This window comes from Otoolea muris, assembly GCF_943193115.1.
Taxonomy (GTDB): Bacteria; Bacillota; Clostridia; order Lachnospirales; family Lachnospiraceae; genus Otoolea; species Otoolea muris.
The window spans coordinates 44,516-70,189 of record NZ_CALPCY010000007.1; the positions used below are offsets into that span (position 1 = coordinate 44,516).

Below are 25,674 nucleotides of genomic sequence, written 5' to 3' on the forward strand. Positions count from 1 at the left end.
AAAACAGCGGCATGCATTATGTAAGGGCAAAAGGAATCCTGTCTTCCAAAAACGGAATGAACCTGTACCGCGGCTGCACCCACGGATGCATCTACTGTGACTCCAGAAGCAGATGCTATCACATGGAGCACGCCTTTGAAGACATCGAAGTCAAGGAAAATGCGGTTGACTTATTAGAAAACGCCCTCAGGCGCAAGCGGAAAAAATGCATGATTGGCACAGGCTCCATGACCGATCCCTACATCCCTCTGGAGATGGAAACAGGACATCTCCGAAAAGCGCTGCATCTGATCCTGCAATATGGATTCGGATTTACAGTCATCACAAAATCAGACCGCATTTTACGCGATCTGGATCTTCTGCAAAAGATCAATGAAACGACAAAATGCGTTGTGCAGATGACTGTAACGACCGCGGATGAAGAACTGTGCCGGAAAATCGAGCCGAATGTGAGCTCCACACGAGAGCGTTTTGAGGCCTTAAAGCGGCTGCGTGACGCGGGCATCCCCACCGTTGTATGGATGACGCCGATTCTGCCGTTTATCAATGATACAAAAGAAAATATTTCCCGTATCCTGGATATGTGCGGGGAGGCAAATGTATACGGCGTTATCTGCTTCGGCATGGGACTGACGCTCCGGGACGGGAACAGGGAGTATTTTTATGAACAGCTTGACCGCCTGTTTCCGCGGTTAAAGGAGAGATATATACGGGTATTTGGAAATCAATATGTGGCCGAAAGCCCGGACAGTTGTTGTTTGATGAGACTGTTTCATCGGATGTGCGGGGAACGGGGGATTGTTCATGATAATGAAGAGATATTTCGGTATGTGAACAGGTTTGAGGAGAAATGTGCGGGAAAGCAGTTGAGTTTTTGGGGGTGAGGTTTTCTGGGGGATTGAGCGGCAGAGTTATGCGGGCCGTGGTTTGTTGTGAACGGGCCGCCAGAGTCAGCGACTATATCCAACGGAACCCCGCTCCCGCTCGGAGAAAAGCGCAGCGGTACTAAGCTCGAAAAGACCTCGCTAAGTACCGGCGGTTTTCTACGGGTTCCTTATGGATATAGTCGCTGCCTCCGGCTACATAACCGGCAGGCCATGTATCTTTGATCGCATCGTTCGGTTACGGCAGAATAATCAAAAAGTATACTCTTAAGCTTAAGTAAATTACATTGCTGTCTGAACCGCTACTGAACAGTGATATTCTGTAATATTTCCATATTCAAATTGCAATAGACTTTACTCTTTGATTATGATATACTATTGAATATGATACTCCGCGCACGGCCTGATTTGACGACCGGAAACGCAACTTCATGATCGATATTCCACAATATGGGAGGTATATATGCCCAGTAATGCTGAGATTGCCAAAGAAACGATTGAACAGTTCAAGAAAATCCAACGATATATGATAGCAGCAAAAAAGGAAGACGCCAAAGAAACCTATGCTATCTTGAAAGAGGAGTACCTCTCCTTAAAAGCCTTACTGAATGTGATTGGTGTAAATCTGATCGATATTGATATAGTGAAAGAATAATTTATTTATAATAATTCAATGAATATTTAACCGTTATATTTTATGATTTTGTCAACAAAAAATTAGTTCTTTCCAAATTTGTTAATTCGACAAACATTTCATGGTATGAATGCAATTATATCATGTTTTTACATGATGGTAATAATCTTTTTAACTAAGTTTTGGAAAGAAGCAAAAAATTGTTTTTATGCTATAGCCATGATGAGCCATATTATTTGTTGTTTTTATTATAGCGTGGCGTGTATGTAGCCAGAGTCCGATTCCAAACCCATAAGGAACCCGTAGAAAACCGCCGGCGCTTAGCGAGGTCTTTAAAGGGCTTAGCGTCCGCTGCGCTTTTCTCCGAGCGGGAGCGGGGTTCCGTTGGGTTTGGAATCGGACTCTGGCGGCCCTCTCACAACAGACAACGCCCCGCAGCAGTTCCCTTCACTTAACTAAATCTTAAAATTCTATCATTTTTGCGCGCTTTCGCCGCGGGGTGCTTGTCGTCTGCTTTTGGATAGCCTAATAAGAGCTGCATGACAGCATAATAATCTGTGCGGATTTCCCATTTACGCAAAATTTCCTGTCCGTAGCTGTCTGCAAAAGCTGTCCAGCCTTGCCCGATATAACAGGAGCCAATCCCCAAAGAGTCCGCTGCCAGCATCATATTTTCAGCGGCAACCGCACAATCATCTGCGGAAAAGAGAAAATTTTTCGGGGCAAACATTGTGATGACAGTCGGCGCGTCATAAAAAGTATTTACCAGCCCAGGGTCGTCTGCAATACTTGGCTGTTCTTTAGATACATAGTTTTTCGCCGTTGCCATATGGGGATTGGAGTTTGCCCGTTTGATTTTCCCTAACCGTTCATTCACTTCTCTGTCCTGGCATACTGCAAAAATCACTCCCTGTTTCCCGCCCGCGCTGGGAGCATAAAGCCCTGCCTGTAATATCTGCTGTAAAAGTTCTTCATCTATCTGCCTTTCGTCAAAACGCCTGATTGCACGGCGGTGTAAAATAGTCTGCATTGTTTCATTCATCATCAAACAACCTCCTTCCAGCATTGCGGATCAGCCGCATAAAAATTCCCGCCTTTACCACTTGCGACCGCGGGACAGCCGCGGCAGAATGCGAGCAGCTCACACTTGGAACACTTCTCAAATTTTGTATAATCACGATATGCTTCCATTTGACAAACCCAGATATCCGCAAGACGGTCATTCAATACATTTCCGACTTTGCTGCCCTGTACCCGGCGGCAGGCGTAAACATCTCCTGTTGGTAAGATTGTCATGTGACAGTTGCCACAATTACAACCGCCGTATATCATGCCGTCCTGCGCGTCCTCCGGGATTTTGAAAATCTCTTTTTCATACTCATAAAGCGTCCAAAGGTGGTCTTTTTTGTTAAAATAGGTGTGACAGCCTTCCGCCTCATATTTCTGAAATTTGTTATAACATATATCAAGCAGTTCCCGGTATTCAGGCGGAGAAATACCAGTATCTTTTTCTTCATTAGTAGGGCAGTAACGGGCAAAAGCAAACACATCGGCGCCAGCAGAGACAACCGTATCAATTATATCGGGAACTTCCCTGATGTTCGCGCCAGATACCGTAGTCATAATGACAGAACGAATCCCCGCCTTTTTAATACAGGCAATTTTTTCAAGAGTACAGTCAAAAGAACCCGGTTTGCGAAACCAATCGTGGGTATCTTTCATCCCGTCAAGGGAAAGCTGGTATTTTTGACAGCCATATGATTTTAATTTTTGGCAAGCCTCATCTGTTAAATGAAACGGATTTCCTAAAATCGTAAATGGGATTTCATGCTCTTTTATCAGAGAAAGAAGCCGCCAAAAATCCCGGTGCAGAATAGGGTCGCCGCCGGTGATATAAAAATAAGGCAGCCTTCCATAAACCTCACAAAAATCAAGACAGTTATAAAAAGTTTCCTTCATTTGCGCCCAATCCATTGTATCCGGCTTTTTACAAGGATCCCCGGAAAAAATGTAACAATGTTTACAGCGCTGGTCGCACTCGTCCGTAATATGCCACTGAAAAGCAAAGTATTGTTTCATGTTGTTTCCTCCGTTTGACAGCCTTTCATATTTATCTAAAACCGATAATATCGGATTTTGTTTGAAAGTATCCCCGACAGGACAACAGCCCCGCAGGCAGAACCGCAAGCAGCGGGCTTTTCTTCCGGCTTATCGCCAGCTCCGCAGGCAGATGCAGCAGATTTTTCATTCCAACCAGTTAAATTTGAGAGCGCCATTTTCAATACCTCCATTGTGAATTCAGGAACCTTCCTGTTCCCTGAGTACATTGTACGGCATGATGAAAGCGAAAAAAAGTACGCACAAATCTATTACTTAGTCACCTTTTTGTAACCCCTCTTGAACGAAATCGATTGTTATATTATAATTGGGATGCAACATTCTTTTTTAAACTTTTGAAGGGAGTTATTTTATGCTGACAAAGGAAGAACTGCCGGAATGTCCGGTAGCAACAACTGTACAGCTTATCGGAAGCAAGTGGAAACTGCTTATCCTGCGTAACCTTTTACAGCGTCCGTGGCGTTTCAATGAACTAAAAAAATCTTTAGAGGGTATCAGCCAAAAAGTTTTAACAGATAGCTTGCGCTCAATGGAAGCAGACGGAATTATTACCCGCACTGTATATCCGGAAGTGCCGCCCCGTGTGGAATACGCCTTAAATGATCTAGAGCGTGTTTGAAAATTGCCTTCTGGTAGCTGTGCGTGCCACTTTGTGGGAGATTTGTGCCAAATGAACGCGGCGTAGTGGGCTACGTTAAGTGAATTTGGCACAAATATACCGCGAAGTGGGGCGTGCAGATGCCAGGAATGAATTTTCAAACACGCTCTAGGACGGTCTATGCGCCCTATCATCATGGCCATGGAAGAATGGGGGATAAACTATAAAAAACAACTTCTCTAAATGATAGTACAGCATTGCATTAATCCGCGAGTAAAAAACACTCGTGAATTAATGCAATGCTGTACTAAAGAATTGTAAAAAATAAGGAATTACCACAAAATAACCTGTAGTAAACCGTGATGCTCCCGGACTACCCGGGCCATACTACATACGAATACAAAGCCTCCGGCACTCCTCCTCCAGCTCCCGGATTGCTTCCCGTCCTTCCACTACGCTAAACTGCAGCTCATTCACATATGTCCCAAACGCCTCCAACACCTGCGCCTCCCCCGCGCGGCCGTTTAATCCACAGTTTGCAGGCTCCAATGCCATGGCGTAGTCGCAGGACGCGCGGCTCTTCCACTGGGTCATGAAGGGAAGGCTGCGGACATTCCAGCGGATGCAAAGCGCCAGCTCAAGACCGTCGTTCACGACAGCGCCAAAGGTATTCCCCTCGGCGTCAGCGGCCAGGGTGTACTGGAACACCTGCTCCGGGCAGCCGTCCTCTGGGCCTTCCATGCGCAGCCTGTCCTCCATCCCCCGCTCCGCCTCGCTGTCCCTCGGCGCGCAGGAGAGCTCCGGCACAAGGATCCGCGCTCCCGGGCTTAAAAAAGGATATCCGGCGTTGCAGTGGTACAAAATCAAAAGCGGCTGCGGCTCAGCCCCCTGATTTTCGATAACATCCACAAACCGTATCCAGGGCGATCCGTATACGGTTTCCACACTCCGCCTCAAAACCATATTTTCCCCAAACAGCCGCGCCTCGCGCATCTCGCCCGTAACGCGGATCCGGTATTCCCCGCCGTCCCAGAAAGCATCCATACTCACCTTCTCGGCCGGAGTCGTTCGGATCCGGCCATGGGTCGGATAATCCGTGCCCCCGATTCTCCTGCATCCGTGCACATTCCCGAGCCCGCACGTAAACATCGCCCCGCCCATGATCGAATAGACCGCCTCCTCGCCTGCCGTATCATAGGCATTCCTCCCCTGAAGGCCGGGCTTTGAGAGAAAGCTCATATTCATCCCCCTGTACCGCAGCCACGCCGGATCCAGACATTTATCCAGCATCAGCGGAAACTCCAAAACACCGTTTTCCACCAAAACACACCGCAGCCCCGAAGCCCGCCCGTCCTGATATTCAATCCGCCTCACGCCCGCAAGCTGTTCCATATTTCCACAAAGCTTAAGCAATTCCTTCCTTTTATCCACCGGATCATCCCCTCCCGTCCTCTGTATTCACAACCCCTGTACACACTGAGAAAACCGCCAGCCACCATCACATGGCCCGCGATAACATAGCCCGAGGCAGCTTCTGTATCCATAAGGAACCCGTAGAAAACCGCCGGCACTTAGCGAGGTCTTTTCGAGCTTAGTGTCCGCTGCGCTTTTCTCCGAGCGAAAGCGGGGTTCCGTTGGATACAGAAGCTGCCTCTGGCGGCCTTCCCACGATGGAACCACGGCCCGCACACATTTCGCTGCCGGATTCCTCAAATAAATAACATGATGTTGAAGCCAAAACGCCTTTCGATCCCTGATGTCTATGAAATATACAAATCACTCCGCATCCGGATACTCATTACAAAGCAGACGATACGGCGCCTCATCCTCCTCAATCTCCGGAAAACGCCCCATTTTCTCATAAAACCGATTATCCGTATTGTCATCGTTACACTGACTGACCTCTCCTAAGAGAACCGGTCCGCCGCCCTCTTCCACCTCAAAATCATGGTACAGATACGGATAAATCGTGATGCTCTCCCCAGGCGTAAGCCGCACCTGCGTCCCGGCCGGAACCACCATTTCCCGGCCGTCCACATGAACATGCACCTCGCTCTCCTTATCCAGGTCCTCATCCTTTGTGGAATTATACACGCGGATCAGCACATTCCCGCCGCCGCGGTTGATGATATCCTCCATTTTGGACCAGTGGAAATGCATGGGGGAATACTGGCCCTCTTTGATATATAAGAGCTTTTCCGCATACGTTTTTGTATATTTATCCCGCATGGCCAGGTTTCCGTTGCGGATGGTGATCAGGGAAAAACCCACCTTGTTGAAATCCCCCAGGCCATAGTCCGTGATATCCCAGCCAAGCATATTATCGCGGATTTCGTCATAGTCATGGCCTTTTTCCTTCCATTCCTCCGGAGTAAAATGGCAGAACGGCGGTATCGCAAACCGGTATTCGCCTATCATGGCCTCCATTTCCTTCAAAGCCGCGTTGATCTCACTTCTCTTCATCGAATCATTCTCCTTTCATCGCTTCACTTCATACGGAATCAGCAGAAACGCCGGCTTTACAACTCCGGCGTTTCGCTGTGTATCCATTAAATTCGGGTCAGGCTGCCATCAGCCGCCCCATCATTTCGTCAGTACGGAAACTCCCGTATCCTGTACGGCGCCGCCCAGGGACTCGCCCTCTAAGGCTTTTACAGCCGCCTTCACACCCTCTTCGCCCATCACATCCGGGTTCTGGGCCATGGTGCACAGAAGGTATCCGTCGCCAATCAGGTTCATAATCGCATCAGACTTGTCAAAGCCCACGCCGACGATGTCGGACTTGCCGGAAGCTTTGATCGCATTTCCGGTTCCGGTCGTGGATCCCTCGTTGCAGCCGAAGATTCCCACTACGCCCTGCGTGATGTAGTTCTCTGCGATGGTCTGGGATTTTGCCGCGTCGCCCTCGCCGTACTGAGTCTCCATCAGTTCAAAATCGGTTCCCTCAAAAGCCGAGCGGAAGCCCGCTTCTCTCTTTACCGTCGAATCCGTCGCTGCGTTTACATTTACAATGCCGATCTTGCCGGATGTGATGCCCGCTGCCGTTAAGGCTTTGATCATTTCCTCTCCGGCCGTCTTTCCCGCCGCCTCGTTATCAGTGGAGAAGGTTGCCTCTGCGTCTACGTTTGCCGGAGAATCCACGTAAACCAGCTTTACGCCTGAGGAAGCCGCCTCTTTAAGGGCAGAGGAGATGGCGTCCGGTCCGTTGGCCGCCACGATGATGGCGTCATAGCCGCCGGCTACCGCATTGTTCACACACTCGATCTGCTGCGCGTCGTCCTTGGTGTTCGGGGACATGAAGGTTACGGATACGCCAACTTCCTTGGCTGTCGCCTGCGCGCCCTCGTTTAAGGTTACCCAGTGCTGGTCAATGGAGTCCATGGTGATTAAGGCAATCTTCCATTCCTTGCTGGCTTTCACATCCCCATCGGAGGTCCCGGCCGCCGCAGCCGCCGCGCCGCCCGCCTTGATGGCAGATACACCGGTATCTGTTACCTTGCCGCCTAAGGATTCGCCGTTAATGGCCGCCACGGCTGCCTTCACGCCCTCTTCGCCCATCACATCCGGATTCTGGGCCATGGTGCACAGAAGATATCCGTCGTCAATGAGATTTAAGATCGCGTCGGATTTATCAAAGCCCACGCCCACGATGTCGGACTTGCCGGAAGCCTTGATCGCGTTTCCGGTCCCGGTCGTGGATCCCTCGTTACAGCCGAAGATTCCCACTACGCCCTGCGTGATGTAGTTCTCTGCGATGGTCTGGGACTTCGCCGCGTCGCCTTCGCCGTACTGAGTCTCCATCAGCTCAAAGCCGGTTCCCTCAAAGGCCGAGCGGAAACCCGCTTCTCTCTTTACCGTGGAATCCGTCGCCGCGTTTACATTTACAATACCGATCTTTCCGGAGGTAACGCCCGCCGCCTCTAAGGCTTTGAGCATCTCCTCGCCGGCCGTCTTTCCGGCCGCTTCGTTGTCAGTGGAAAAGGTTGCTTCCGCGTCCACATTGGCCGGGGAATCGACATAGACCAGCTTTACGCCTGAGGAAGCCGCTTCCTTAAGCGCAGAGGAGATAGCGTCCGGCCCGTTGGCGGCCACGATAATCGCCTGGTAGCCGCCGGCCACCGCATTGTTCACGCACTCGATCTGCTGCGCGTCGTCCTTGGTGTTCGGGGACATGAAGGTTACGGTCACGCCCAGCTCCTTGGCCGCCTTCTGAGCGCCCTCGTTTAAGGTTACCCAGTGCTGGTCAATGGAGTCCATGGTGATCAGGGCAATCTTCGTATCGCCGGAAGCCGCCGGGGCCTCTTCCTCCGCCGCCGCGGCCTGTGTCTCGGCCGGAGCCGCCGATGTCTCGGCCGGCTTGGAGCTGCTGCAGCCGGCCAGGGAAGCCGCCGTAAGCGTCAGGCATCCCAGGAATGCAAGTAACGATTTCTTCATAAAAAATTCCTCCTTATAAAATTTATAATCAACCGCCGCATCACGGAGGCCAACTATTCAACGATTCGCTGCCGCCGGGCGCGCGGCCCGGAAATGGCGCTCTCTGGTATCAGGACGATTTCTTCCCGAAATTGCCGGAGCGCACCACCACGTCCAGAAGCACGGAGAACACTACGATAATACCAATCACCAGGCGCTGGATGCCCACCTGCGCGCCGATCATGTTCAAGCCGTTTTCCAGCGTCTGCCATACGGCCGCGCCGGCGAAGGTGCCGAGAAGAAGGCCCGTTCCGCCCAGGGGTGAAATGCCGCCGATTACGCCGGCCGCCACGCCGTACATCTCATACATGTTTCCGGCCTCCATATTGCCCATGCCGGCCTGCGCGCACAGGATTAAGCCAACCACACAGGCGCATACCGCGCTGACCAGGTACGCCTTGATCGTCGTGGCAACCACATTCACGCCGGACAGCTTCGCCGCGTCCACATTGGAGCCGATCGCGTAGATGTGGCGTCCGGTCCTTGTCCTGGACAGCAGGAAGAAGAAGATAAGGAACAGGATCAGCGCAATCCAGAAGGTATTGAAGATCCCGAACGTCTTGCCGTAATAGAAGAAATTCTGGAAGCTGTCGCCCGCCTCTTTCCCGATACCGGTGGCAATGGCGTCCGTGTTGCGGTTATTGTTTACCATATAGGCCGCGCCCCTTGTCACGAACATCGTGCCCAGCGTGGCGATAAAGGGCGGGAGTTTGAATTTTCCCACCAGGATCCCGTTCACAACGCCGCAGCACAGGCAGCACGCCAGCGCCGCCAGCATGGCGACAACCGGGGAAATCCCCATGGTCATCAGCGTGGCGCTGATCATGGCGCTCATGCCGACCATGGAACCGATGGAAAGGTCGATATTTCCGGTGATCAAAAGGTAGCTCTGCCCCACGCCGATCAGAAGATATTTGGACATGGAACGCAGAAGGTTCATCACATTCTGTCCGGAAAATACGTTCCGGTCAATGAGCCCGAAGGCTATGTAAATTATCACCAGGCCGGCGAATGCCGTCACAACGGCGCCCATGCCCCTGGCGCTCAAAAAACGCTTTACCGCGCTCTGTTTGTTTTCATTCATCACTTTTTCCTCCCTTTAGCCGACCTGCTTCTTCTCAAACTCGGTCGCGTACTTTAAGACCTCGTTCTGCGTGGTTTCACGGGCCATGACCTCCCCTGTGATCCGGCCGTCGCACATCACGATCACCCGGTCCGCAATGCCCAAAACCTCCGGAAGCTCGGAGGACACGAACATAACCGCGATCCCCTCCTGTTTCAGTTTGTTCATCAGGTTATAGATCTCCACCTTTGCGCCCACGTCGATTCCCCTTGTGGGCTCGTCAAAGATCACCACCCGGGAATTTCTGGCAAGCCATTTTCCGACCACAACCTTCTGCTGGTTTCCGCCGGAAAGATTCGCTGCGTTGATCTCCACATTGGGCGTCTTAATCATCAGGTTTTTCACCGCCTCCTCGCAGAGCTTATCCTCGCGGCTGTTGCGGATAACGCCCAATTTGTCGCACACCAGGTCGAGATTTGGCAGCGCCAGGTTGTGGCGGATGCTGAGCTTTGTGCAGAGCCCGTCCTTTTTCCGGTCCTCCGGCGCGAGCACAATGCCCGCCTTAATCGCATCCATGGGACAGCTAATCCGCACCTCTTTCCCGTCCAGGAAAATCTGGCCGCCGGTCTTTGGATCCACCCCGAAAATCGCGCGCGTCGTCTCCGTCCGCCCGGCCCCCATCAGGCCGGCAAAGCCCACAATCTCCCCCTCATAGAGAGAAAAGCTGATGTCGCGGACCTGCCTTCCGGCATTTAAATTTTTTACCTCAAAAATCTTTTTCCCTTTTTCGCACTCCACCCTCGGGAACTGCTCCTTGATCTCGCGCCCTACCATGTTTGCAATGATCTGATCCATGGTCATGCTGTCAAAGTCGCCGTCCGTGATATACTGGCCGTCGCGCATGATGGTCACGCGGTCCACGATGGCCTTCAGCTCGTCTAAGCGGTGGGAAATATACACAATGCCGCACCCGTCCTCCTTGAGCTTGCGGATGATGCGAAACAGCTCGTCGATCTCCTTGGCCGTCAGGGCTGAGGTCGGCTCATCCATGATGAGGACTTTGGCGTGGATGGAAAGCGCCTTGGCAATCTCCACCATCTGCTGTCTGGAAACCGGCAGCTCGCCCACAATCTGGCGCGGATTGATATCGATCTTCAAATCGTTCAGAATCGCGGCGGCCTCAGCCTCCATCTCGGCATTCTTAAGCATCACTGTGCCTACCCGCTCCCGGCCCAGGAACATATTTTCCGCCACAGACAGATGACGGCACATATTTAATTCCTGATGAATGATCGCCACGCCCACCTCCTGAGCCTGCTTCGGCGTCAGGTTATCATATTCCTTCCCAAATATGGTCATGGTCCCGCCGTCCTTTGTATACACGCCGCTGAGAATCTTCATCAGCGTGGACTTTCCGGCGCCGTTTTCCCCCAAAAGAGCCATGACCTCCCCGGAACGGAGCTCAAAATTTACATTGTCAAGCGCTTTCACGCCCGGGAAGGTCTTGACAATGTTTTTCATTGATACGATTACTTCTTTCATCCGTTTTCCCGCTTTCTTACCTGTTTGGAACTGTCGCAGCAGTTCAGGCGCGCTGAACTGTTTTGAAATTCCTGATTATACGGAAATTTCCGTTTGTTTCACGTTGTTGTCCCTTCACCGCGGCTCCATCGCGACGCTTAAGGCCGCCATATCGCCCAGCGACTCCCCGAGCATGGCGGGCAGCACCTGGCAGGCCCGGCGGCTTTTTTCCAGCGCCTCTCTTTTCAGGATCTCCTGCATGGCTTCCTCCATGAGATGCCCGGCCCTTGCGTAGATACTTCCGATCACGATCCGCTCCGGATTGAGCGTGTCGATCAGCATGGCTAAAAGACGTCCCAGGTACGCCCCGGTCTGCCTCCAGAGGGCCAGCGCCTTCTCATCCCCGTCCGCCGCCATGCCGGCCAGATCAGCCGCGCTTCCGAGGCCGTACTGGGCCATGCCGCCGCCGCTTAAATAGCCCTCGTACGATCCGGCCTTCCCATAGCCTGCATGGCCCTCTTCAAAAAGCCTCACATGGCCGACCTCCCCGGCCATGCCGCAGGTCCCCTCGTAAAGCCGCCCGTTCAGAATCAGCCCGGCGCCGAGCCCTGTCCCGAAGGTCAGGAAAACCATGTTTTTACAGCCCCTCCCGGCGCCGAACCTCCACTCCGCCACTGCGCAGGCGTCCGCGTCGTTGCGCAGGTTCGCAGGGACTTGAAACCGCTCCTTAAGCATCGCGGCGATCGGAACCTCATCCCACCCCGGAAGGTTCGGCGGCCCCAGAATCACGCCCTTTCTGCTGTCAAGCGGCCCTCCGCAGCTCACCCCAATTGCGGCGGCGCGATCCGCGCGCAGCTCATCCGCGCTCTCAAAAATGCGTTTCAGCGTCTCATCGCGGCCCTGTGTGGGAAAGCGGAGCTTTCTTACGATCTCTCCCCTCTCATTTCCCAGGACCACCGCGCATTTCGTTCCTCCGATGTCAATTCCAATATATTCTTTCATAAGCTTTTCTCCGTTGTATTTAGTATAACATAACAAAAATGCCCCTTTAAGGGGGCATTCTTTCGGTTAATGTAGACAATCTTTTGATCTTGAAATGGCAGCTTTACTGCTGGCTGTCGTTTCATGAAAATAAATCGGAATGTGTTCCTGTCCTGTACAATCCCAAATATTCATTATTCTGGCAGTATATTAACAGCCAATCCGGGGATATATGACATTCTCTATATCCCGCATTATTTCCCGTTAAATTGTGATCCCTGTTTTTTACGTGCAATGGTTCAGGTATCTGCAATTTGGAAATAATATGTTCCAATAAAGAGAAATCCTATCCTCTTCTCTGACAGATTTTTAAATCTTTTTTTATTTTACCTGAGTATTTTATTTTCAGCATTGTATCAATCCTTCAACATCACTTATAAAAAATCGTGTGCCGAACCATCAAATACCTCCCCTCCTCCATTTTTTAATTCCTCTATTGCTTCCACAGTTTCTTTATTCGGGATCTCCGCATCCGGTATCGCCGCGCCTTCTAAAACTCCTATGATATAGTACATTTTGCTTTCCGGCACTCTGTCTAAAAGTTGGATTGCTAGTACAGCATTGCATTAATTCGCGAGTGCTGTTTACTTGCGAATTAATGCAATGCTGTACTAGTTCTTTACTGCTCATAAATCAGCCCTTTTTTCCTGTTACTTTCTCAAATTTTAAATGCGTATCACAATTGAAATACCCTGACAAATTATATTCTATTTCGTGGATTTTACAAGCCGGATCCAAAAACAGCCCTACCACTCCACCTCCCCAAACTGATCCTTCTCATATGACGCCGCGCACGCCCCATGCTCCGCCACCAGCAGGCGGTCCGATATTTCCAGCGTATCCGATATATTCGCCGTGAGGATCAGGACCGCTGTCCCCATCTTCAAAATCTGGCGCAGAAGCCCCAGGATCCGCATGCGGACAAACATATCCCCCTTGGCAAGCGGCTGCACGCACACCAGCGCCCGCGGCTTCAAAAGCTGCATGCGGTAATACACTAAAGCGATCTGTTCCTCAGGAGGCAGGCTGCCGACTGAAGACTCAAACAGCGACTCCCCCGCCGCGGCCGCATACTCCCGCCGGACGCTCCTGTAAATTCTTGCGGGAATGATGCTCCGCCGAAGCTTCCGGTCCAGGAGAAAGGTCAGGTTTTCCATATACGTCCTCTCCGGAAACAGGAGGGACTCCGCCGCATTTTTCGGGACAATGGCAATTCCCGCATCCAGATAATGGGCCGCCCTTTTCGGCGTATAATCCGCCTCATCCAGTATGATCCGCCCCTGGCGGCACGCCAGGGCGCCGGTCAGAAGACGCGGGAGGTCCTCTGTAATCCGGTTGTCCATATCTAAGATCGTCACGCATTCTCCTCGGTGCAGGACAAAATCCAGCCCGTTCAGGCTTCCCGCATACACATTTTGAAACTGCAGGACTCCTTTCGCAGCATCCGGCGCGCTCTCACCGCGCGGAACAAACCATTCCGTAATATACGGCGCGATGGCCGCGTCGGTCATTTCGTCCCGCTCAAACACCTTTATAATCCGTCCGTCAGAAAACAGGGAGGTCCGGTCCGCGATTCGGAACAGCTCCTGATGATGGTTTCCGACATACAGAACCGAAACACCGCCGCTCCTCACCCTGCGCAGCACCCGCTGAAACTGCGCCAGCTCATACCGGCTTAAAAAATTCCCCGGATTATCGATGATCACCAGGCGGTAACCGAGCAGAAGGGCCTTACCCAGCTCCACCAGGCACCGCTCCAGGCAGCTCAGCTCTGCCACCCGTTTTCTCAAATTCACCTCAAGGCCATGTTCCTTAAAAAGCACGTCCGCCTGCTCGCGCAGGACGCGCTCATTGATGAAATACTTCTTAAAGCCCCGGCGCAGCACAAACAGGTTGTCAACCACGCTCAAATCCTTGACCAGATGGCTTTTCTGCTCGATTACGGACACCCGGTTCGCCGCCCCGTCGCTGGACGAGTAGCTGTTGACAACGCGGCCGTCATACCACACGGTCCCAAACGAGACAGGGTGATTATGGCAGATTAAATCAATGAGCTGATCATGGCCCTTATTGCTGCGGGATATCAGCCCCATAATCTCCCCCGCAAACATCTGGAAATTCAGGTTGTCAAGGAGCGCCTCGCCGTTCTGAATCAGGCTGATGTGATCCATGCGGAGTAATTCATATTTCATGGGACTCCTCCAGAACCAGGGGCAGCGTGATCAAAACATCCGTCCCCACGCCCTCCCGGCTGTAAAAGATGATCCCGTACTCCTCGCCAAACAAAAGCTTTAACCGGTTATTGACATTAACCACCGCAATGCCTCCCTTTTGGGCCGTGTCCCTGCTCACATCATCAAGCGTCAGACGGCGCAGCTTTTCATTGAGCTGCTTTACCTTTTCCTCCGGCATGCCCAGCCCGTCGTCCGATATGCGGATCCGCATCCGCTGATCGCTTACGCCGATGCGGATGGTTAAGCATCCCCTGCCGACTTTTCTCTCGATCCCGTGATAAATGGAATTTTCCACAATCGGCTGCAGCGTCAGCTTCGGCAGCCGGTACCGCAGGATATCCGGGTGGCTTAGGTCATCGTCGTGCTCATACTCAATGCTTAAGGCCAGCTTATCCCCAAAGCGGAACTGCTGGATATAGTAATAATTTTCCACGTTGGCAAGCTCATCCTCCAGCGTCACCAGATGCTCTACCTGGGAAATGGTATAGCGGAAAAAGGTGGCCAGCGCCTCCGTCATCTCCGCCACGCTGTCAAGCCCCCCGATCAGCGCCTCGCTGCGGATCCCCTCCAGCGTATTATAGAGGAAATGCGGATTGATCTGGTTCTGCAGCGCCAGATATTCCGCCTGTTTCTTAGAAACGCTGATCAGATTATTCTTGTCAATCATTTCATTTAAGCGCAAAACCGCCTGCTCGCTCTCCGGGGTAAGCGGATGGCGCATATGGAACAGATCATTTAACACATAGCCTCTGGAAAACTGCTCGTAAATCTTCTTTGTCTCCTGATACGGCCTCACGATCATGCGCAGGCAAAGCGCTGTCAGGACAGCCGCAAAAAGGCTCAGAAGCGCCGCCGGAAAAAGCCCCAGGCCGCGCTTAAGGCTCATGCCCCATATGACGCCCAGGCAGGCAAAAAGAAGCGATATGCCGGCGCAGGCGGCCAGATACATCCTGTAAGACAGATAGCGCATCTTATTCATGAATACAGCTTTCTATACTCATTCGGCTTAAGGCCCGAGTATTTCGTAAAAGATTTGGTAAAATAGCGCACATCGCTGTACCCCACGCTCGTGCAGATATCCGCGACCGTGCGGTTCGTCTCCTTAAGGAGCCGCCTCGCCTGATCCATCCTCACCCTGGACACGTATTCCAGAAACGTAAAGCCCGTGTTTTTCTTAAACACCGTTCCAAAATACGCCGGGGACAGACCCGCCAGGCCGCTGGCCTGCTCCAGCGTCAGGGATTCGGCGTAGTGCTCGGCCACAAACTGCTTAACAATGCGGATCGGCCGGTTTTCGTCCTGGCGCTTCATCTTCGCCGCCTTTTCATAGGAAACCGTGATGCTGCGGATCAGGTAATCAAACAGCTCCGAAGCAGAGGCGCAATTTTCAGCCCCGCTTACAAAGCGCTCCAGAAAGTCATCCTCCACGGGAAGGCGGTAATTCCTCATAAAAAACAGGTAAAGATTGCAGGCTTCCTTTGTCATCTGCAAAATCTCATGCCCTGTAATCCCTTCCATGGCCAGCATCCCGGTCTTTAACTCCATCATCGCGTCCCGCACGGAAAAGACCTCCAGGCTTTCCAATGCCTTAGACATCCTGTGGTTAAACTCCGCAAACTGTTCGCTCCCTGCAAACGCTCCCCCGCCCTTTGACTTCCCCTCCAAAAGCTTTCCCACGCCCGCCACCAGGCGTTCCTCAATCAAAAGCCGGGCATTTTTAAGCGACTCGTCCAGGGACGCGATCGCCCCCTGCGCCTCCCCCAGCGCCATGGTAGCCGCAAAATCCCGCAGGATCCCGCCCTGAATCCGCATCTCATCCATCAGAAGCTTCATCTGACGCCGGACGTTCCCCCTCTGCTCCCGCTCATAGTTCAAAAGGGCATAAAACGAGCTGCCAATCGCGGCGATCTCATAATCCCGGACCCACTCTTTCAAAAGCCTTGCCGCTGCGCTCTGAACCTTTTCTTCCATGAACCGGAGATTCTTCCTGTCGTTAAACACCTGCCCGTCCAGCTTTAAAATGGCCATGCAGAACTCCTCCGGTAAAAAGGAGAAGTGAAACTCCTGATTGATCCGCTCCAGCGGATATCCCAGCCTCTCCCGGTTTCTCCGGCAGGCCACATCGCCCACAAATGCCTGGCGCAGCGCCTCGCCGTCGTTCTTAAGCGTCAGCCTCACCTGCTCTTCACGGCTCAGCCGCTGCGTCGTCTCCGTCAGCTTTTCCCCAAGCTTTCTGAGAGCCTCCGTAAGCTCATCCCTGCGTATGGGCTTTAAGATATAGGCCCCGACGCCGTAGCGGATCGCGGTCTGGGCGTATTCAAAATGCCGGTACCCGCTGATGATAATAAATTCCATCCCGGGATTGCATTCCTTCCCAAGGCGGATCAGATCCAGCCCGTCATACCCCGGCATCCGGATATCCGTGATCACAATATCCGGCCGATCCCGCCGGATTTTCTCCAACGCCTCAATCCCGTTCTCCGCCGTCCCCGCCACCCGCATCCCCAGCCCGGGCCAGTCCACCAGCTTTTCAATGAGCTGGCAGATCTTTCGCTCATCATCTGCAATCAACACGTTTAACATCTAAGATCCCTCTCCTGGTAACAGTTCAGATAGGTCTGCGCACCTGCTGCGCTGACCGCACGAAAACGCAGCGGCAGCAGGCATCCGCCCCATCGCGAAGCGATTTTCAAGGGCAGATGCCGTAACAGTTCAGGTTGTCTGAACTGTTACCTCTCCTATCCTATAACTCAGCGGATAATCCGCTCCGCTCTGCCTCTTGCTCTGAAACCTTTTCTTTGTTTATGATAACATGTGAAAAAGGGGAATGCAAGAAATTACTTTTTATCATTTCCTGCATTCCCCGGGGATAACGCCAGCTTCCTACCACTCCTTCACAAGCTCGGTTCCCCAATCCACCGAAAACGGCCCGTTCGCCTGTCCCGCAAGCGTTTCCACGAGCCCGGCCCTCTGCGCCGCTCTGCTGTCCGGATCCTCCAGCGACTCTTCCGCCCAATACGCATAGCCATACAGATAACTCTGATTAAAGCTGTCCCAGGAATCATATAACTCCTGCGCCTTCACAGCCGCCTCAAGCATCTTATCCATCGCTTCCTCATATGTACAGTACCCGGCCGCATAGCCAAATCCCATAATTGTTCCCACGCGGCTTAAATCCCATGCGGCAACGGCAGACTCTCCATACGCGGACCAGGCGTCGTATGCCGCCATAAGGCTTTCCCTTTTTCCCGCGCCCGCCTCCTGCGCCTTCACGGCAAACTCCTCGCGGCTGGCTGCGTCCGTCCCGCCGTACTGCTTTAAAAACTCAACCGCATCCCGGTTATGCCCCTCTGACATCAGCCAGTCCGCCGTCTCATAGAGCTCCTCCGCGCTGTTTATTTCCCAGCTTTCGGAAAGCAGTGCTTTCGCCTTCTCGGTAATCGGTCCGGCTCCGGCCCCGCCGCCCAGGGCCCGGTACGTTTCCACCACGCTGGCCCCGTTCGTCGCGTCGAGAACGGCTGTCATCGCGCTCAAAAAGGCTTTGCTTCCCTTTTCCTGCGAGGACGCGCTGTCCAGAAGCGTTACAGAGAGAACCTGCTTAGCCTCCCCGATATCGGCGTCCCGGCCGATCAGGATCACCGCAAAGTAGCTGTCCTCTGTCTCCATATAGACTGCATAGGCCCGGCCCTTCGCCCCGTTCATTCTGGCAATTCCCTCCCTGGCAATGGTCCGCGTCATCCCCGGCGCGTTCTCCGCTTCCGCCTCCTGCCAGTCCACCTGCATCCCGGTTCCGTCCAAAGCCAGATGCGCCACGTGATCCGCATAATCCTCCAGGCTTTCCATGCGCTCCGGATTTCCCGGCACGCTGCTTTTCACGCTTCCCATGGAGACGGCGGAAAAGCCCGGGCGGCCCGCGGCGCTGTCCAGGCCCATCATGCTTCCGTTTGCCTGGAGCGGCACATCCGTCTGCTCAAACCCCTTTAACATCGTAATACTGTACGATCCGTCCGCGGAAATGTATTCCTGCGATTCCACTGACGGCTCGCTCTCTTTCTTCTCCTCTTTGACAGCGCTCCCTGCCTCTGCGGCCTGAGCGGCCCCTGTCTCTGCCTTTGTCTGCGCATCCCCCTTTTTCGCGCCCCCGCAGCCTGAAAGCGTCATGCTCACAGCCGCGGCGGCCAGCAATACAAGTCTCTTTCTCATACGATTTCCCATCCTTTCTCTGTTACGGCATACGGCCATTTAGAATCGCTCCGCGATGGGCCGCTGCACGTTCGTACGGTCAGCGCAGCAGGCGCGCAGACCTATCTGAACTGTTGCTGTAACGGTACAAACAGCTTAAACGGCTGCCCTCTCTTCCCCTGACGCAGACGCAGGCCCCGTCCCGTCATTCCGGCAGGAGGCGGCCCCCGTCCAATATGGCCAGGAGCTCCTCGCGGCCAAGGGCTCCGAGCGAAACCATGCCCTCTGTCACAATCTGATCCGCCAGCAGGCGTTTGGACTCCTGAAGCCTTAAAATATTTTCCTCTATCGTATCCTTCATGATCAGCTTATACACCGTAACCGGGCGATCCTGCCCAATCCGGTGGGCGCGGTCCGTGGCCTGGTTCTGCGCAGCCATATTCCACCAGGGATCATAGTGAATCACAATATCCGCCGCCGTTAAGTTTAAGCCCGTGCCCCCTGCCTTTAAGGAGATCAGAAACACCGGGACCGAATCTTCCTGAAACGCGGTCACCATGCGGTTTCTCTCCTCCTTTCGCACGCCGCCGGTCAGAAGATGGCAGGAAATCCCCTCTTTTTCAAGCCTCTCTTTTATCGTCTCCAGCATGGAGGCAAACTGAGAGAACACAAGCAGCTTGTGTCCGCCCTCCACGGCAGAGCCGATCAGCGATACGGCTGTCTCCAGCTTGGCTGACCCGCTGTTATAATTTTCATAGCACAGCGACGGATCGCAGCAAATCTGGCGCAGCCTGGTCAGCATGGCCAGAATCTCAATGCGCGCGCTTTTCATCTGTTCCTCCCCGGCCTGGCAAAGACGGGTTTTAAGCCTTAGGGCTTCCGCCCGGTAGAGCGCCTGCTGGCGCCCCGAAGCGGCGGAATATACCACCTTTTCCTGTTTTCCCGGAAGCTCCTGCAACACGTCTGACTTGAGCCTGCGCAGCACAAAGGGGCGGATCATGCGGCGCAGCTCTTCCAGGGCCGCGGCGCTCTCCTCCTTTATGATCGGATCCTCGTACCGCTCTTTAAAGGCGCGGTAGCTGAACAAAAAGCCGGGCATCAGGAAATCAAACACGCTCCACAGCTCTCCCAGACGGTTTTCGATCGGCGTGCCTGTCAGGGCAAAACGCGCCGCCGCCCTGACCGACTTCACCGCCCGCGCCGTCTGGGTGGCGGCATTTTTGATAAACTGCGCCTCGTCCAGGATCAGAAAGGAAAATTCTATCTCCTGATACGCGGCCAGATCCCTTTTTAACAGATCATAGGAGGTCACGATCACCTCATACTCCCCGGCCTTCTTAAGGAGCGCCTGCCGCTCCTTAAGGGAGCCCGCGACCAGCAAAACGCGCAGGCCCGGCACAAAAACTGAGCACTCATGGCCCCAGTTATAGATGAGCGAGGCCGGGCACACTGCCAGGGACGGCCCTCTTTGCCCTTTTTCTCCGTAAACAGAGGCCAGGAGCGTCAGGATCTGCAGCGTCTTTCCCAGTCCCATGTCGTCCGCCAGGATCCCGCCAAAACCGTAATGCCAAAGCGTTTTCAGCCACTTAAAGCCGGCTTTCTGGTATTCCCGCAGCACCCCCGCAAGCTCCCCGGGCGGCTCCTCCCGCACATCCTCCACAGCGCCCAGCTCGCGGATCATGGCATCGAATTTCTGGCTGCGCAGCAGGCGCGCCTGCGTATTCCCGTCAAATAAGCTGTCCACATAGAAGGCCCTGTAGGACGGCAGGCGCAGCCGTTTTGACTGAATCTCCTCCTCTGAAAGGCCCTCTGTCAGGCGCGACAGCGCATACAGCCCGTCTCCTGAAAGCGTCACAAATTCCCCGTTTTTTAAACGGTGATACTTCTTCTTAAGCCGGTACTGCGAAAGAATCTCCATCAGCTCCCGGCCGCTTACGCCGCCTGTATCGACATCCAGCTCAAGCCATCCGCCGTTTAACGATACGCTTAAACCCAGACGCGGGGGCGGCGAGACCGCAAGCGAACGGAATGCCCCGGAAAACTGCGTCTCCCCCGCCTGTTTAAACCGCTCCATTCCCTCGCTCAAAAAATGGTAAACAGCCGCCTCGTCCCCCCGGATCGCCGCCTCCCCCGCCTCCCCGTCGCGGTACTGGAAATACTCGGCAATCAGGTAGCTGATCCGGTACTCTCCCGCCACATCCCGGCAGAGCCGCTGGGGGACCGCCTCCTCCGTCAGAGGATTGTACGTAAAATCCCCATACGAAATGGACGGCCTTACCGTTATCTCATCCGGGCCGCTGCTCTCAAAGAAAAAACGGGCCTTAAGCTCCAAAGGGCGGTATTCCTGCCAGTCCACGCCTTCGTCGTCCAAAAGGCCCGCCTCCTTAAGCGGCTTTAATACCCTGCCATAGAAAAGAGGAAGATCCCGCTTGTGAACCGTCACCCGGTACTGCCTGCCGGACAAAAATCCCATTTTCTTTTCCTTATCCGATAACATCCTGGTCAGAAAAGGCCCCATAACGTCCGTGTACGCGCTGCCGCACCGGTAAAGAGCCTGCCAGTCGGCCACATAGAGGTCCGTCTCCCCGTAAAACGCATACAGGGCGGAAGGAATGGCGACGGAGATCCCTTCCGTCCCCTCGGGCCGCGCCTCTGCCGAAAACGGCGGATTCCCGCGGATCAGCCGGAGCGAAAAGCCTACCTGGCCGTTTAACTCCGCTTCCAGCCTGCCGCCCTCCAGAATGTCAAAAAGGCGGTCCCGGCCCGCCCGATCCAGGGGAAGAGCCGGCGTATAGGGCATCACCCCGTTCTTCCTGACCGCCTCCCGGTACCGCTCCACGCACGCGTCCGCCTGCTGCAGAATCAGGGCGAGCAGAGGCCGGCTTTTCTCTGAAAACGCATCCGGCGTGTGTGTGAACGCCAGATCCTTTCCGTATTCCTGCCATAAGCCATCCCGGACCGCCCCGGCAAACACCGCCAGATCCCGGATCTTATACTCCTTCTTTCCCCGAAACCGGCACGTCAGGGCCGCCTTCCCATGATCGATGTGAAGCGTCGGAATCAGCTCTGCCGCCGCCTTCTCCAGCTCTCCCGCCGTCCTCGAAAGCGCGCGCTTTTCATACTGCCGGATCAGCTCGCGCACCCCCACGGAGGTGGTCACCTGCCTCACCGGATCCTTCTCACGCTCCGTCAGAAAACGGCTGTAAAGCTCACGGCAATGGGGACAGCACTCTGCCCCTGATAAACCGCCCTCACAGGAGCAGGAATAATCCTGCATCCGGCCGTCCCTCAGAAACACCGCCGCGTCATACAGGCTCTCCCCATCCTGCACGCTCCCAATAACGCGCGCTTCTCCCTTCCAAAAGGAATCAATCTGAAAATGTTGAATCATCATAAAACCGTTCTAATCTCCCCTGTCCGTTCAGGCTGCCGGACGCGCTTTTAACTGCCCGGACATGCGCCGCCGCATCTCCATACAGCCGGCGCGGCTGCAGGTTTCTACATATGCTCCGGAGAATCCATCCCCAGAAGATCCATGCACGTATTCAGGATATCCTTTGCCAGCGTAATCAGGCGGATCCAGCCGGCCTGCCGTTTTTTGTCCTCCTCGGCAAGGATCTTATTTTCCTGGTAAAAATCATTGAACGCATCCGCCACAGCCGCCATATACTGGCAGATCTTATGGGGCGCTGTCTCAATAAAGGCGCTCTCAACCGCCTCCGAAAAGCCGCAGAGCTTAAGCTGGAGTTCCTTTTCCGTCGCGGAGCCGGCCGGAAGGATCCGCATCATCTCTGCATCCTCTCCCGCCCCGTACTTCTCAAGAATGGACTTAATGCGCACAATCGTATACTGGATATGGGGCCCTGTATTTCCCTCAAATGAGATAAAGCGGTCGATATCAAACACGTAATCCTTGGTGGCCTGGTTCGACAGATCCCCGTACTTTAAAGCCGCCAGGCCGATGATCTGCGCCGTGCGCTGCCGCTCATTCTCCGGAACCTTCTGTTTTTCCTCGATCTTTTTGTAAACTGCTTTGACAATCTCGTTAATCAGCGTCTCCAGGCGCATCACGCCGCCGTCCCGCGTCTTGAAGGGGCCGCCGTCCTTGCTGTTCATGGTCCCAAAGCCAAGGAAAGCCATCGGCGTCTCCTCTTTCACAATCCCGGCCTTTTTCGCCGCACGGAACACCTGGATAAAGTGAAGCTCCTGGCGCTTGTCCACCACATAGATATAGCGATCCGGCTTAAAATCCTTCTCCCGCTCGATCAGCGTAGCCAGATCCGACGTCGCGTACAGCGCGGCCCCGTCCGATTTGCGGACAATGCACGGCGGGTATTCCTTTGCGTCCCCTTCCTTTGCAATGTCAACCACCAGGGCCCCCTCGCTTTCGTAGGCAAGCCCTTTGTCAACCAGATCCGCGATCAGTCCCGGAATATAGCTCTGCGCGTCGCTCTCCCCCTTCCAGAGATCAAAGGAGACATTCAGATTCGCGTAATTCTTCTTCAAATCTGCCAGAGAAACGGACATGATGTGCTCCCAGATGGCGCGAAACGGCGGATAGCCGCTCTGAAGCTTAAGGGTCGCCTGCTGCGCCCGCTCGCGGAACGCCTCATCCTTCTTTGACTTCTCGCTGGCCGCCGGGTAGATCTCTTCCAGCTCGGAGATCGTAAACGGCGCTTCCTGGGGGAATTCTCCCTCAAAGCTCTCGTCAAAATAGGGGAGCTCCGGCTGACGGTCGCGCAGCTCCTCTATGATCAGGCCCATCTGCAGTCCCCAGTCTCCCAGGTGTACGTCGCCGATCACGTGATGCCCCATATAGCGCCCGATCCGCTTCATGCTCTCGCCGATGACCGCGGAGCGCAGATGGCCCACATGGAGCGGCTTCGCGACATTGGCCCCGCCGTAGTCCACGATGATCGTCTCCGGCTGCGCGGCTGTCTCCAGCCCGTATTTTTCATCGCCGGCAACCGCGCCCGTGTATTCCGCCAGATAGTCTGGATCCAGACGGATATTGATAAAGCCTGGCAAAGCGGCGCTGATCTCGGAAAACATCCGGCTCCCCTTTGCCCGCTCTGTCACCTCGCCCGCAATCTCAATCGGTTTTTTCTTATAAGCCTTTGCCGCCGCCATGGCCCCATTGCACTGAAACTCGCAAAGATCCGGGCGGTTTGAGCGCGTCACGCGGATATACTGCCTGTCATAGCCGCATGCCTCAAACGCCGGCGTCAGCTCCTCTATAATCAAATCCACAATTTTCTTCATGGGTCGTCTCCCTGCCTTCCTGCTTTTACCGCATCGCTTTTTTCACATCTTTCTTAAACTTCTCCCACGCGTCCTCGTGATCCACAAAATATTTCGGGCAGATCTTACCTGTCACGTCATAATGGCGGATCAGATCCTCTGACGTCAGATGAAGCTCTTTGCACAGCCAGGCCGTAAGGCGGACCAGGGAATCATACGTCTCCTCCGTAAATGATCCGTCCTCTGTGCGGTGGCAGCACTCGATCGCTACCGTGTCCCAATTCCGGTCATTTGACGCAAACGCCTTCTCGTCCACCGGAATACACTGGATGACCTCGCCGTCTAGGCCGACGATAAAATGGCTGCTGCGCTGTTCCGGGCTGCTTCCGCTCTGGTTTTTCAGCCCCTCAAAATAATCGCGGTTGTTCTGGGCCGTTGTCATCGGGTTTGCCACATAATGGATCACGATATTATTCACCACCGCCAGCTTCGTTCCCGGCCGGGAATTCGGATTCTCAGTCAAAAGCTGCTGCTCCACCCAGTTCGGCGGCTCTATGGAGCTTAAATCCACCGGCTTTCGCACCCTTCTGCCGCGCGCGGCCCATCCTGCGCCAAAACCGAATGAAAATGCCACAATCCCTATCACACAGCGGAGCAGCAGGCGTCTCCGGCTTAAACGCCTGCGCTTCATCTGCCTGATCTGCTCTGCCCGGCGGACGTCGCGCCGTCTTTCTTCCATCTCCATACTATGATTGGCTTCCTCCTTCGCAGCGTTATACAAACATACAGACAAAAGGACTGCTGTAAAACCCGCCTGCTCCGGATTTTACGGCAGTCCCGCTCCCAGCGCCGAACCGTTTTAAACTCTGGACAGATACTCGCCTGTACGCGTATCGATCTTGATCTTGTCCCCCTGATCAACGAATAGCGGAACGTAAACCGTAGCGCCCGTCTCAACCACCGCCGGCTTTGTGGCGCCCGTGGCCGTGTCTCCCTTAAAGCCCGGCTCCGTGTCCGTAATCTCAAGCTCTACGAACAGAGGCGGCTCAACGGAAAATACCTTGCCGTTATAGGAACAGATCTTGCACATCTCATTTTCCTTTACGAACTTTAAGGCGTCCCCGATCGTGTCGGCGTTTAAGCCCACCTGCTCGTACGTGTTCACATCCATGAAATTGTATAAATCGCCGTCCGAATATAAATACTGCATGTCCACCCTGTCGATTCTCGCCGCCGGGAACTTCTCGGTCGGGCGGAACGTCTTTTCCACCACGCCGCCGCTCATGACGTTCTTGATCTTGGTCCGCACAAAGGCCGCGCCCTTGCCGGGCTTCACATGCTGGAATTCCATGATCTGGTAAACGTTTCCGTCAATTTCGAGTGTGACGCCGTTTCTGAAATCACCTGCTGATATCATAAATGTTATTCCTCCTTGAGTAATCTGTCTTGATCTTTTTTATTCTATACTATAATATGTTGGTTTTCAACTACTTTTTAGCGAAACATGGCGGTTTCCAGCTACTTTTTGCCGGAACTTCCAGTCCTGAACTTGAATTGCAGGCGTTCATATCGTCTGAATGGTCACCCATTTTTTTCCAAATCCTGCCAAATCCACGCCAATTTGCGCTTGCGGATCTTTTTTATTTACGTTAAAATATAAACAAAGAGGGCTTCACGACGTTACG

Annotated in this window: 22 protein-coding genes and 2 pseudogenes; 4 read left to right on the top strand and 20 right to left on the bottom strand. The window is 53.8% G+C overall.

Annotation, left to right across the window (positions count from 1 at the left end; translation table 11 throughout):
* Positions 1 to 11 precede the first annotated feature (11 nt).
* Both NFS31_RS06430 and NFS31_RS06435 read left to right on the top strand, forming a co-directional pair.
* Positions 12 to 884, top strand: a complete 873-nt coding sequence (locus NFS31_RS06430) for an SPL family radical SAM protein (protein WP_251492748.1) — start codon at positions 12 to 14, stop codon at positions 882 to 884.
* A gap of 463 nt (positions 885 to 1,347) precedes the next feature.
* Positions 1,348 to 1,539, top strand: a complete 192-nt coding sequence (locus tag NFS31_RS06435; RefSeq protein ID WP_251492750.1) for a hypothetical protein — start codon at positions 1,348 to 1,350, stop codon at positions 1,537 to 1,539.
* 430 nt (positions 1,540 to 1,969) lie between these two features.
* Here NFS31_RS06435 and NFS31_RS06440 read toward each other — a convergent pair whose 3' ends face one another.
* The 3 genes from NFS31_RS06440 to acgA are packed head-to-tail and all read right to left on the bottom strand — an operon-like array spanning position 1,970 to position 3,845.
* Positions 1,970 to 2,584, bottom strand: coding sequence for a nitroreductase family protein (locus NFS31_RS06440; RefSeq protein ID WP_331482539.1), 615 nt, complete (start codon positions 2,582 to 2,584; stop codon positions 1,970 to 1,972).
* Positions 2,563 to 3,597, bottom strand: coding sequence for a radical SAM/SPASM domain protein, ACGX system (gene acgM, locus NFS31_RS06445; protein WP_251492752.1), 1,035 nt, complete (start codon positions 3,595 to 3,597; stop codon positions 2,563 to 2,565). The genes NFS31_RS06440 and acgM overlap by 22 nt, the downstream gene beginning before the upstream one ends.
* Before the next feature lie 35 nt (positions 3,598 to 3,632).
* A complete protein-coding gene (gene acgA, locus NFS31_RS27370; protein ID WP_334303049.1) occupies positions 3,633 to 3,845 on the bottom strand; it encodes an ACGX-repeat peptide in 213 nt (70 codons plus the stop codon).
* Between the two features lie 143 nt (positions 3,846 to 3,988).
* Here acgA and NFS31_RS06455 point away from each other — a divergent pair.
* Positions 3,989 to 4,243 (top strand): annotated as a pseudogene (locus NFS31_RS06455) (winged helix-turn-helix transcriptional regulator); the annotation flags it as partial.
* A gap of 44 nt (positions 4,244 to 4,287) precedes the next feature.
* Here NFS31_RS06455 and NFS31_RS27375 read toward each other — a convergent pair.
* Positions 4,288 to 4,347, bottom strand: a pseudogene (locus NFS31_RS27375) (hypothetical protein); the annotation flags it as partial.
* Between NFS31_RS27375 and NFS31_RS27380 the strand changes: the two are divergent.
* Positions 4,339 to 4,461, top strand: coding sequence for a DUF6783 domain-containing protein (locus tag NFS31_RS27380; RefSeq protein ID WP_334303050.1), 123 nt, complete (start codon positions 4,339 to 4,341; stop codon positions 4,459 to 4,461). The pseudogene NFS31_RS27375 and the gene NFS31_RS27380 overlap by 9 nt on opposite strands.
* 160 nt (positions 4,462 to 4,621) lie before the next feature.
* On the opposite strand, the gene NFS31_RS06460 is transcribed toward NFS31_RS27380, so the two are convergent.
* The 16 genes from NFS31_RS06460 to efp all read right to left on the bottom strand — a co-directional run bounded on the left by NFS31_RS06460 (position 4,622) and on the right by efp (position 25,406).
* Positions 4,622 to 5,665, bottom strand: a complete 1,044-nt coding sequence (locus tag NFS31_RS06460; protein WP_251492756.1) for an aldose 1-epimerase family protein — start codon at positions 5,663 to 5,665, stop codon at positions 4,622 to 4,624.
* Between the two features lie 345 nt (positions 5,666 to 6,010).
* The gene (locus NFS31_RS06465; RefSeq protein WP_251492758.1) at positions 6,011 to 6,697 is read right to left on the bottom strand and encodes a D-lyxose/D-mannose family sugar isomerase; all 687 of its coding nucleotides are present in this window, start codon (positions 6,695 to 6,697) and stop codon (positions 6,011 to 6,013) included.
* Between the two features lie 120 nt (positions 6,698 to 6,817).
* Entirely contained in the window at positions 6,818 to 8,668 is a 1,851-nt protein-coding gene (locus NFS31_RS28235) for an ABC transporter substrate-binding protein (RefSeq protein WP_251492760.1), read from the bottom strand.
* Between the two features lie 109 nt (positions 8,669 to 8,777).
* Entirely contained in the window at positions 8,778 to 9,791 is a 1,014-nt protein-coding gene (locus NFS31_RS06475; protein ID WP_251492762.1) for an ABC transporter permease, read from the bottom strand.
* A 15-nt stretch (positions 9,792 to 9,806) separates the two neighbouring features.
* Positions 9,807 to 11,312, bottom strand: a complete 1,506-nt coding sequence (locus tag NFS31_RS06480) for a sugar ABC transporter ATP-binding protein (protein ID WP_251492763.1) — start codon at positions 11,310 to 11,312, stop codon at positions 9,807 to 9,809.
* Positions 11,313 to 11,426: 114 nt separating this feature from the next.
* Positions 11,427 to 12,293: an ROK family protein gene (locus NFS31_RS06485; RefSeq protein ID WP_251492765.1), complete on the bottom strand. Its 867-nt coding sequence runs from the start codon at positions 12,291 to 12,293 to the stop codon at positions 11,427 to 11,429.
* A gap of 121 nt (positions 12,294 to 12,414) precedes the next feature.
* Positions 12,415 to 12,606 (bottom strand): type II toxin-antitoxin system YafQ family toxin, encoded by a 192-nt coding sequence (locus NFS31_RS06490; RefSeq protein ID WP_331482541.1) that lies wholly within the window; start codon positions 12,604 to 12,606, stop codon positions 12,415 to 12,417.
* Between the two features lie 100 nt (positions 12,607 to 12,706).
* Positions 12,707 to 12,847 carry a hypothetical protein gene (locus NFS31_RS06495; RefSeq protein WP_251492767.1) on the bottom strand — a complete coding sequence of 47 codons (141 nt, stop codon included), beginning with the start codon at positions 12,845 to 12,847 and terminating at the stop codon, positions 12,707 to 12,709.
* 231 nt (positions 12,848 to 13,078) lie between these two features.
* Positions 13,079 to 14,524: an ATP-binding cassette domain-containing protein gene (locus tag NFS31_RS06500; protein ID WP_251492769.1), complete on the bottom strand. Its 1,446-nt coding sequence runs from the start codon at positions 14,522 to 14,524 to the stop codon at positions 13,079 to 13,081.
* The gene (locus tag NFS31_RS06505; protein WP_251492771.1) at positions 14,514 to 15,545 is read right to left on the bottom strand and encodes a sensor histidine kinase; all 1,032 of its coding nucleotides are present in this window, start codon (positions 15,543 to 15,545) and stop codon (positions 14,514 to 14,516) included. The genes NFS31_RS06500 and NFS31_RS06505 overlap by 11 nt, the downstream gene beginning before the upstream one ends.
* Complete coding sequence (locus NFS31_RS06510) at positions 15,542 to 17,149, bottom strand: response regulator transcription factor (protein WP_251492773.1); 1,608 nt, start codon at positions 17,147 to 17,149, stop codon at positions 15,542 to 15,544. The genes NFS31_RS06505 and NFS31_RS06510 overlap by 4 nt, the downstream gene beginning before the upstream one ends.
* Positions 17,150 to 17,449: 300 nt before the next feature.
* A complete protein-coding gene (locus tag NFS31_RS06515) occupies positions 17,450 to 18,769 on the bottom strand; it encodes a DUF1266 domain-containing protein (RefSeq protein WP_251492775.1) in 1,320 nt (439 codons plus the stop codon).
* A 184-nt stretch (positions 18,770 to 18,953) separates the two neighbouring features.
* Positions 18,954 to 22,142: a DEAD/DEAH box helicase gene (locus NFS31_RS06520; protein WP_251492777.1), complete on the bottom strand. Its 3,189-nt coding sequence runs from the start codon at positions 22,140 to 22,142 to the stop codon at positions 18,954 to 18,956.
* A 104-nt stretch (positions 22,143 to 22,246) separates the two neighbouring features.
* Positions 22,247 to 24,010, bottom strand: coding sequence for an arginine--tRNA ligase (argS, locus tag NFS31_RS06525; protein WP_251492779.1), 1,764 nt, complete (start codon positions 24,008 to 24,010; stop codon positions 22,247 to 22,249).
* A gap of 25 nt (positions 24,011 to 24,035) precedes the next feature.
* The gene (locus NFS31_RS06530; RefSeq protein WP_331482542.1) at positions 24,036 to 24,734 is read right to left on the bottom strand and encodes a peptidoglycan recognition protein family protein; all 699 of its coding nucleotides are present in this window, start codon (positions 24,732 to 24,734) and stop codon (positions 24,036 to 24,038) included.
* A gap of 114 nt (positions 24,735 to 24,848) precedes the next feature.
* Positions 24,849 to 25,406 (bottom strand): elongation factor P, encoded by a 558-nt coding sequence (gene efp / locus NFS31_RS06535; protein WP_251492781.1) that lies wholly within the window; start codon positions 25,404 to 25,406, stop codon positions 24,849 to 24,851.
* Positions 25,407 to 25,674 lie beyond the last annotated feature (268 nt).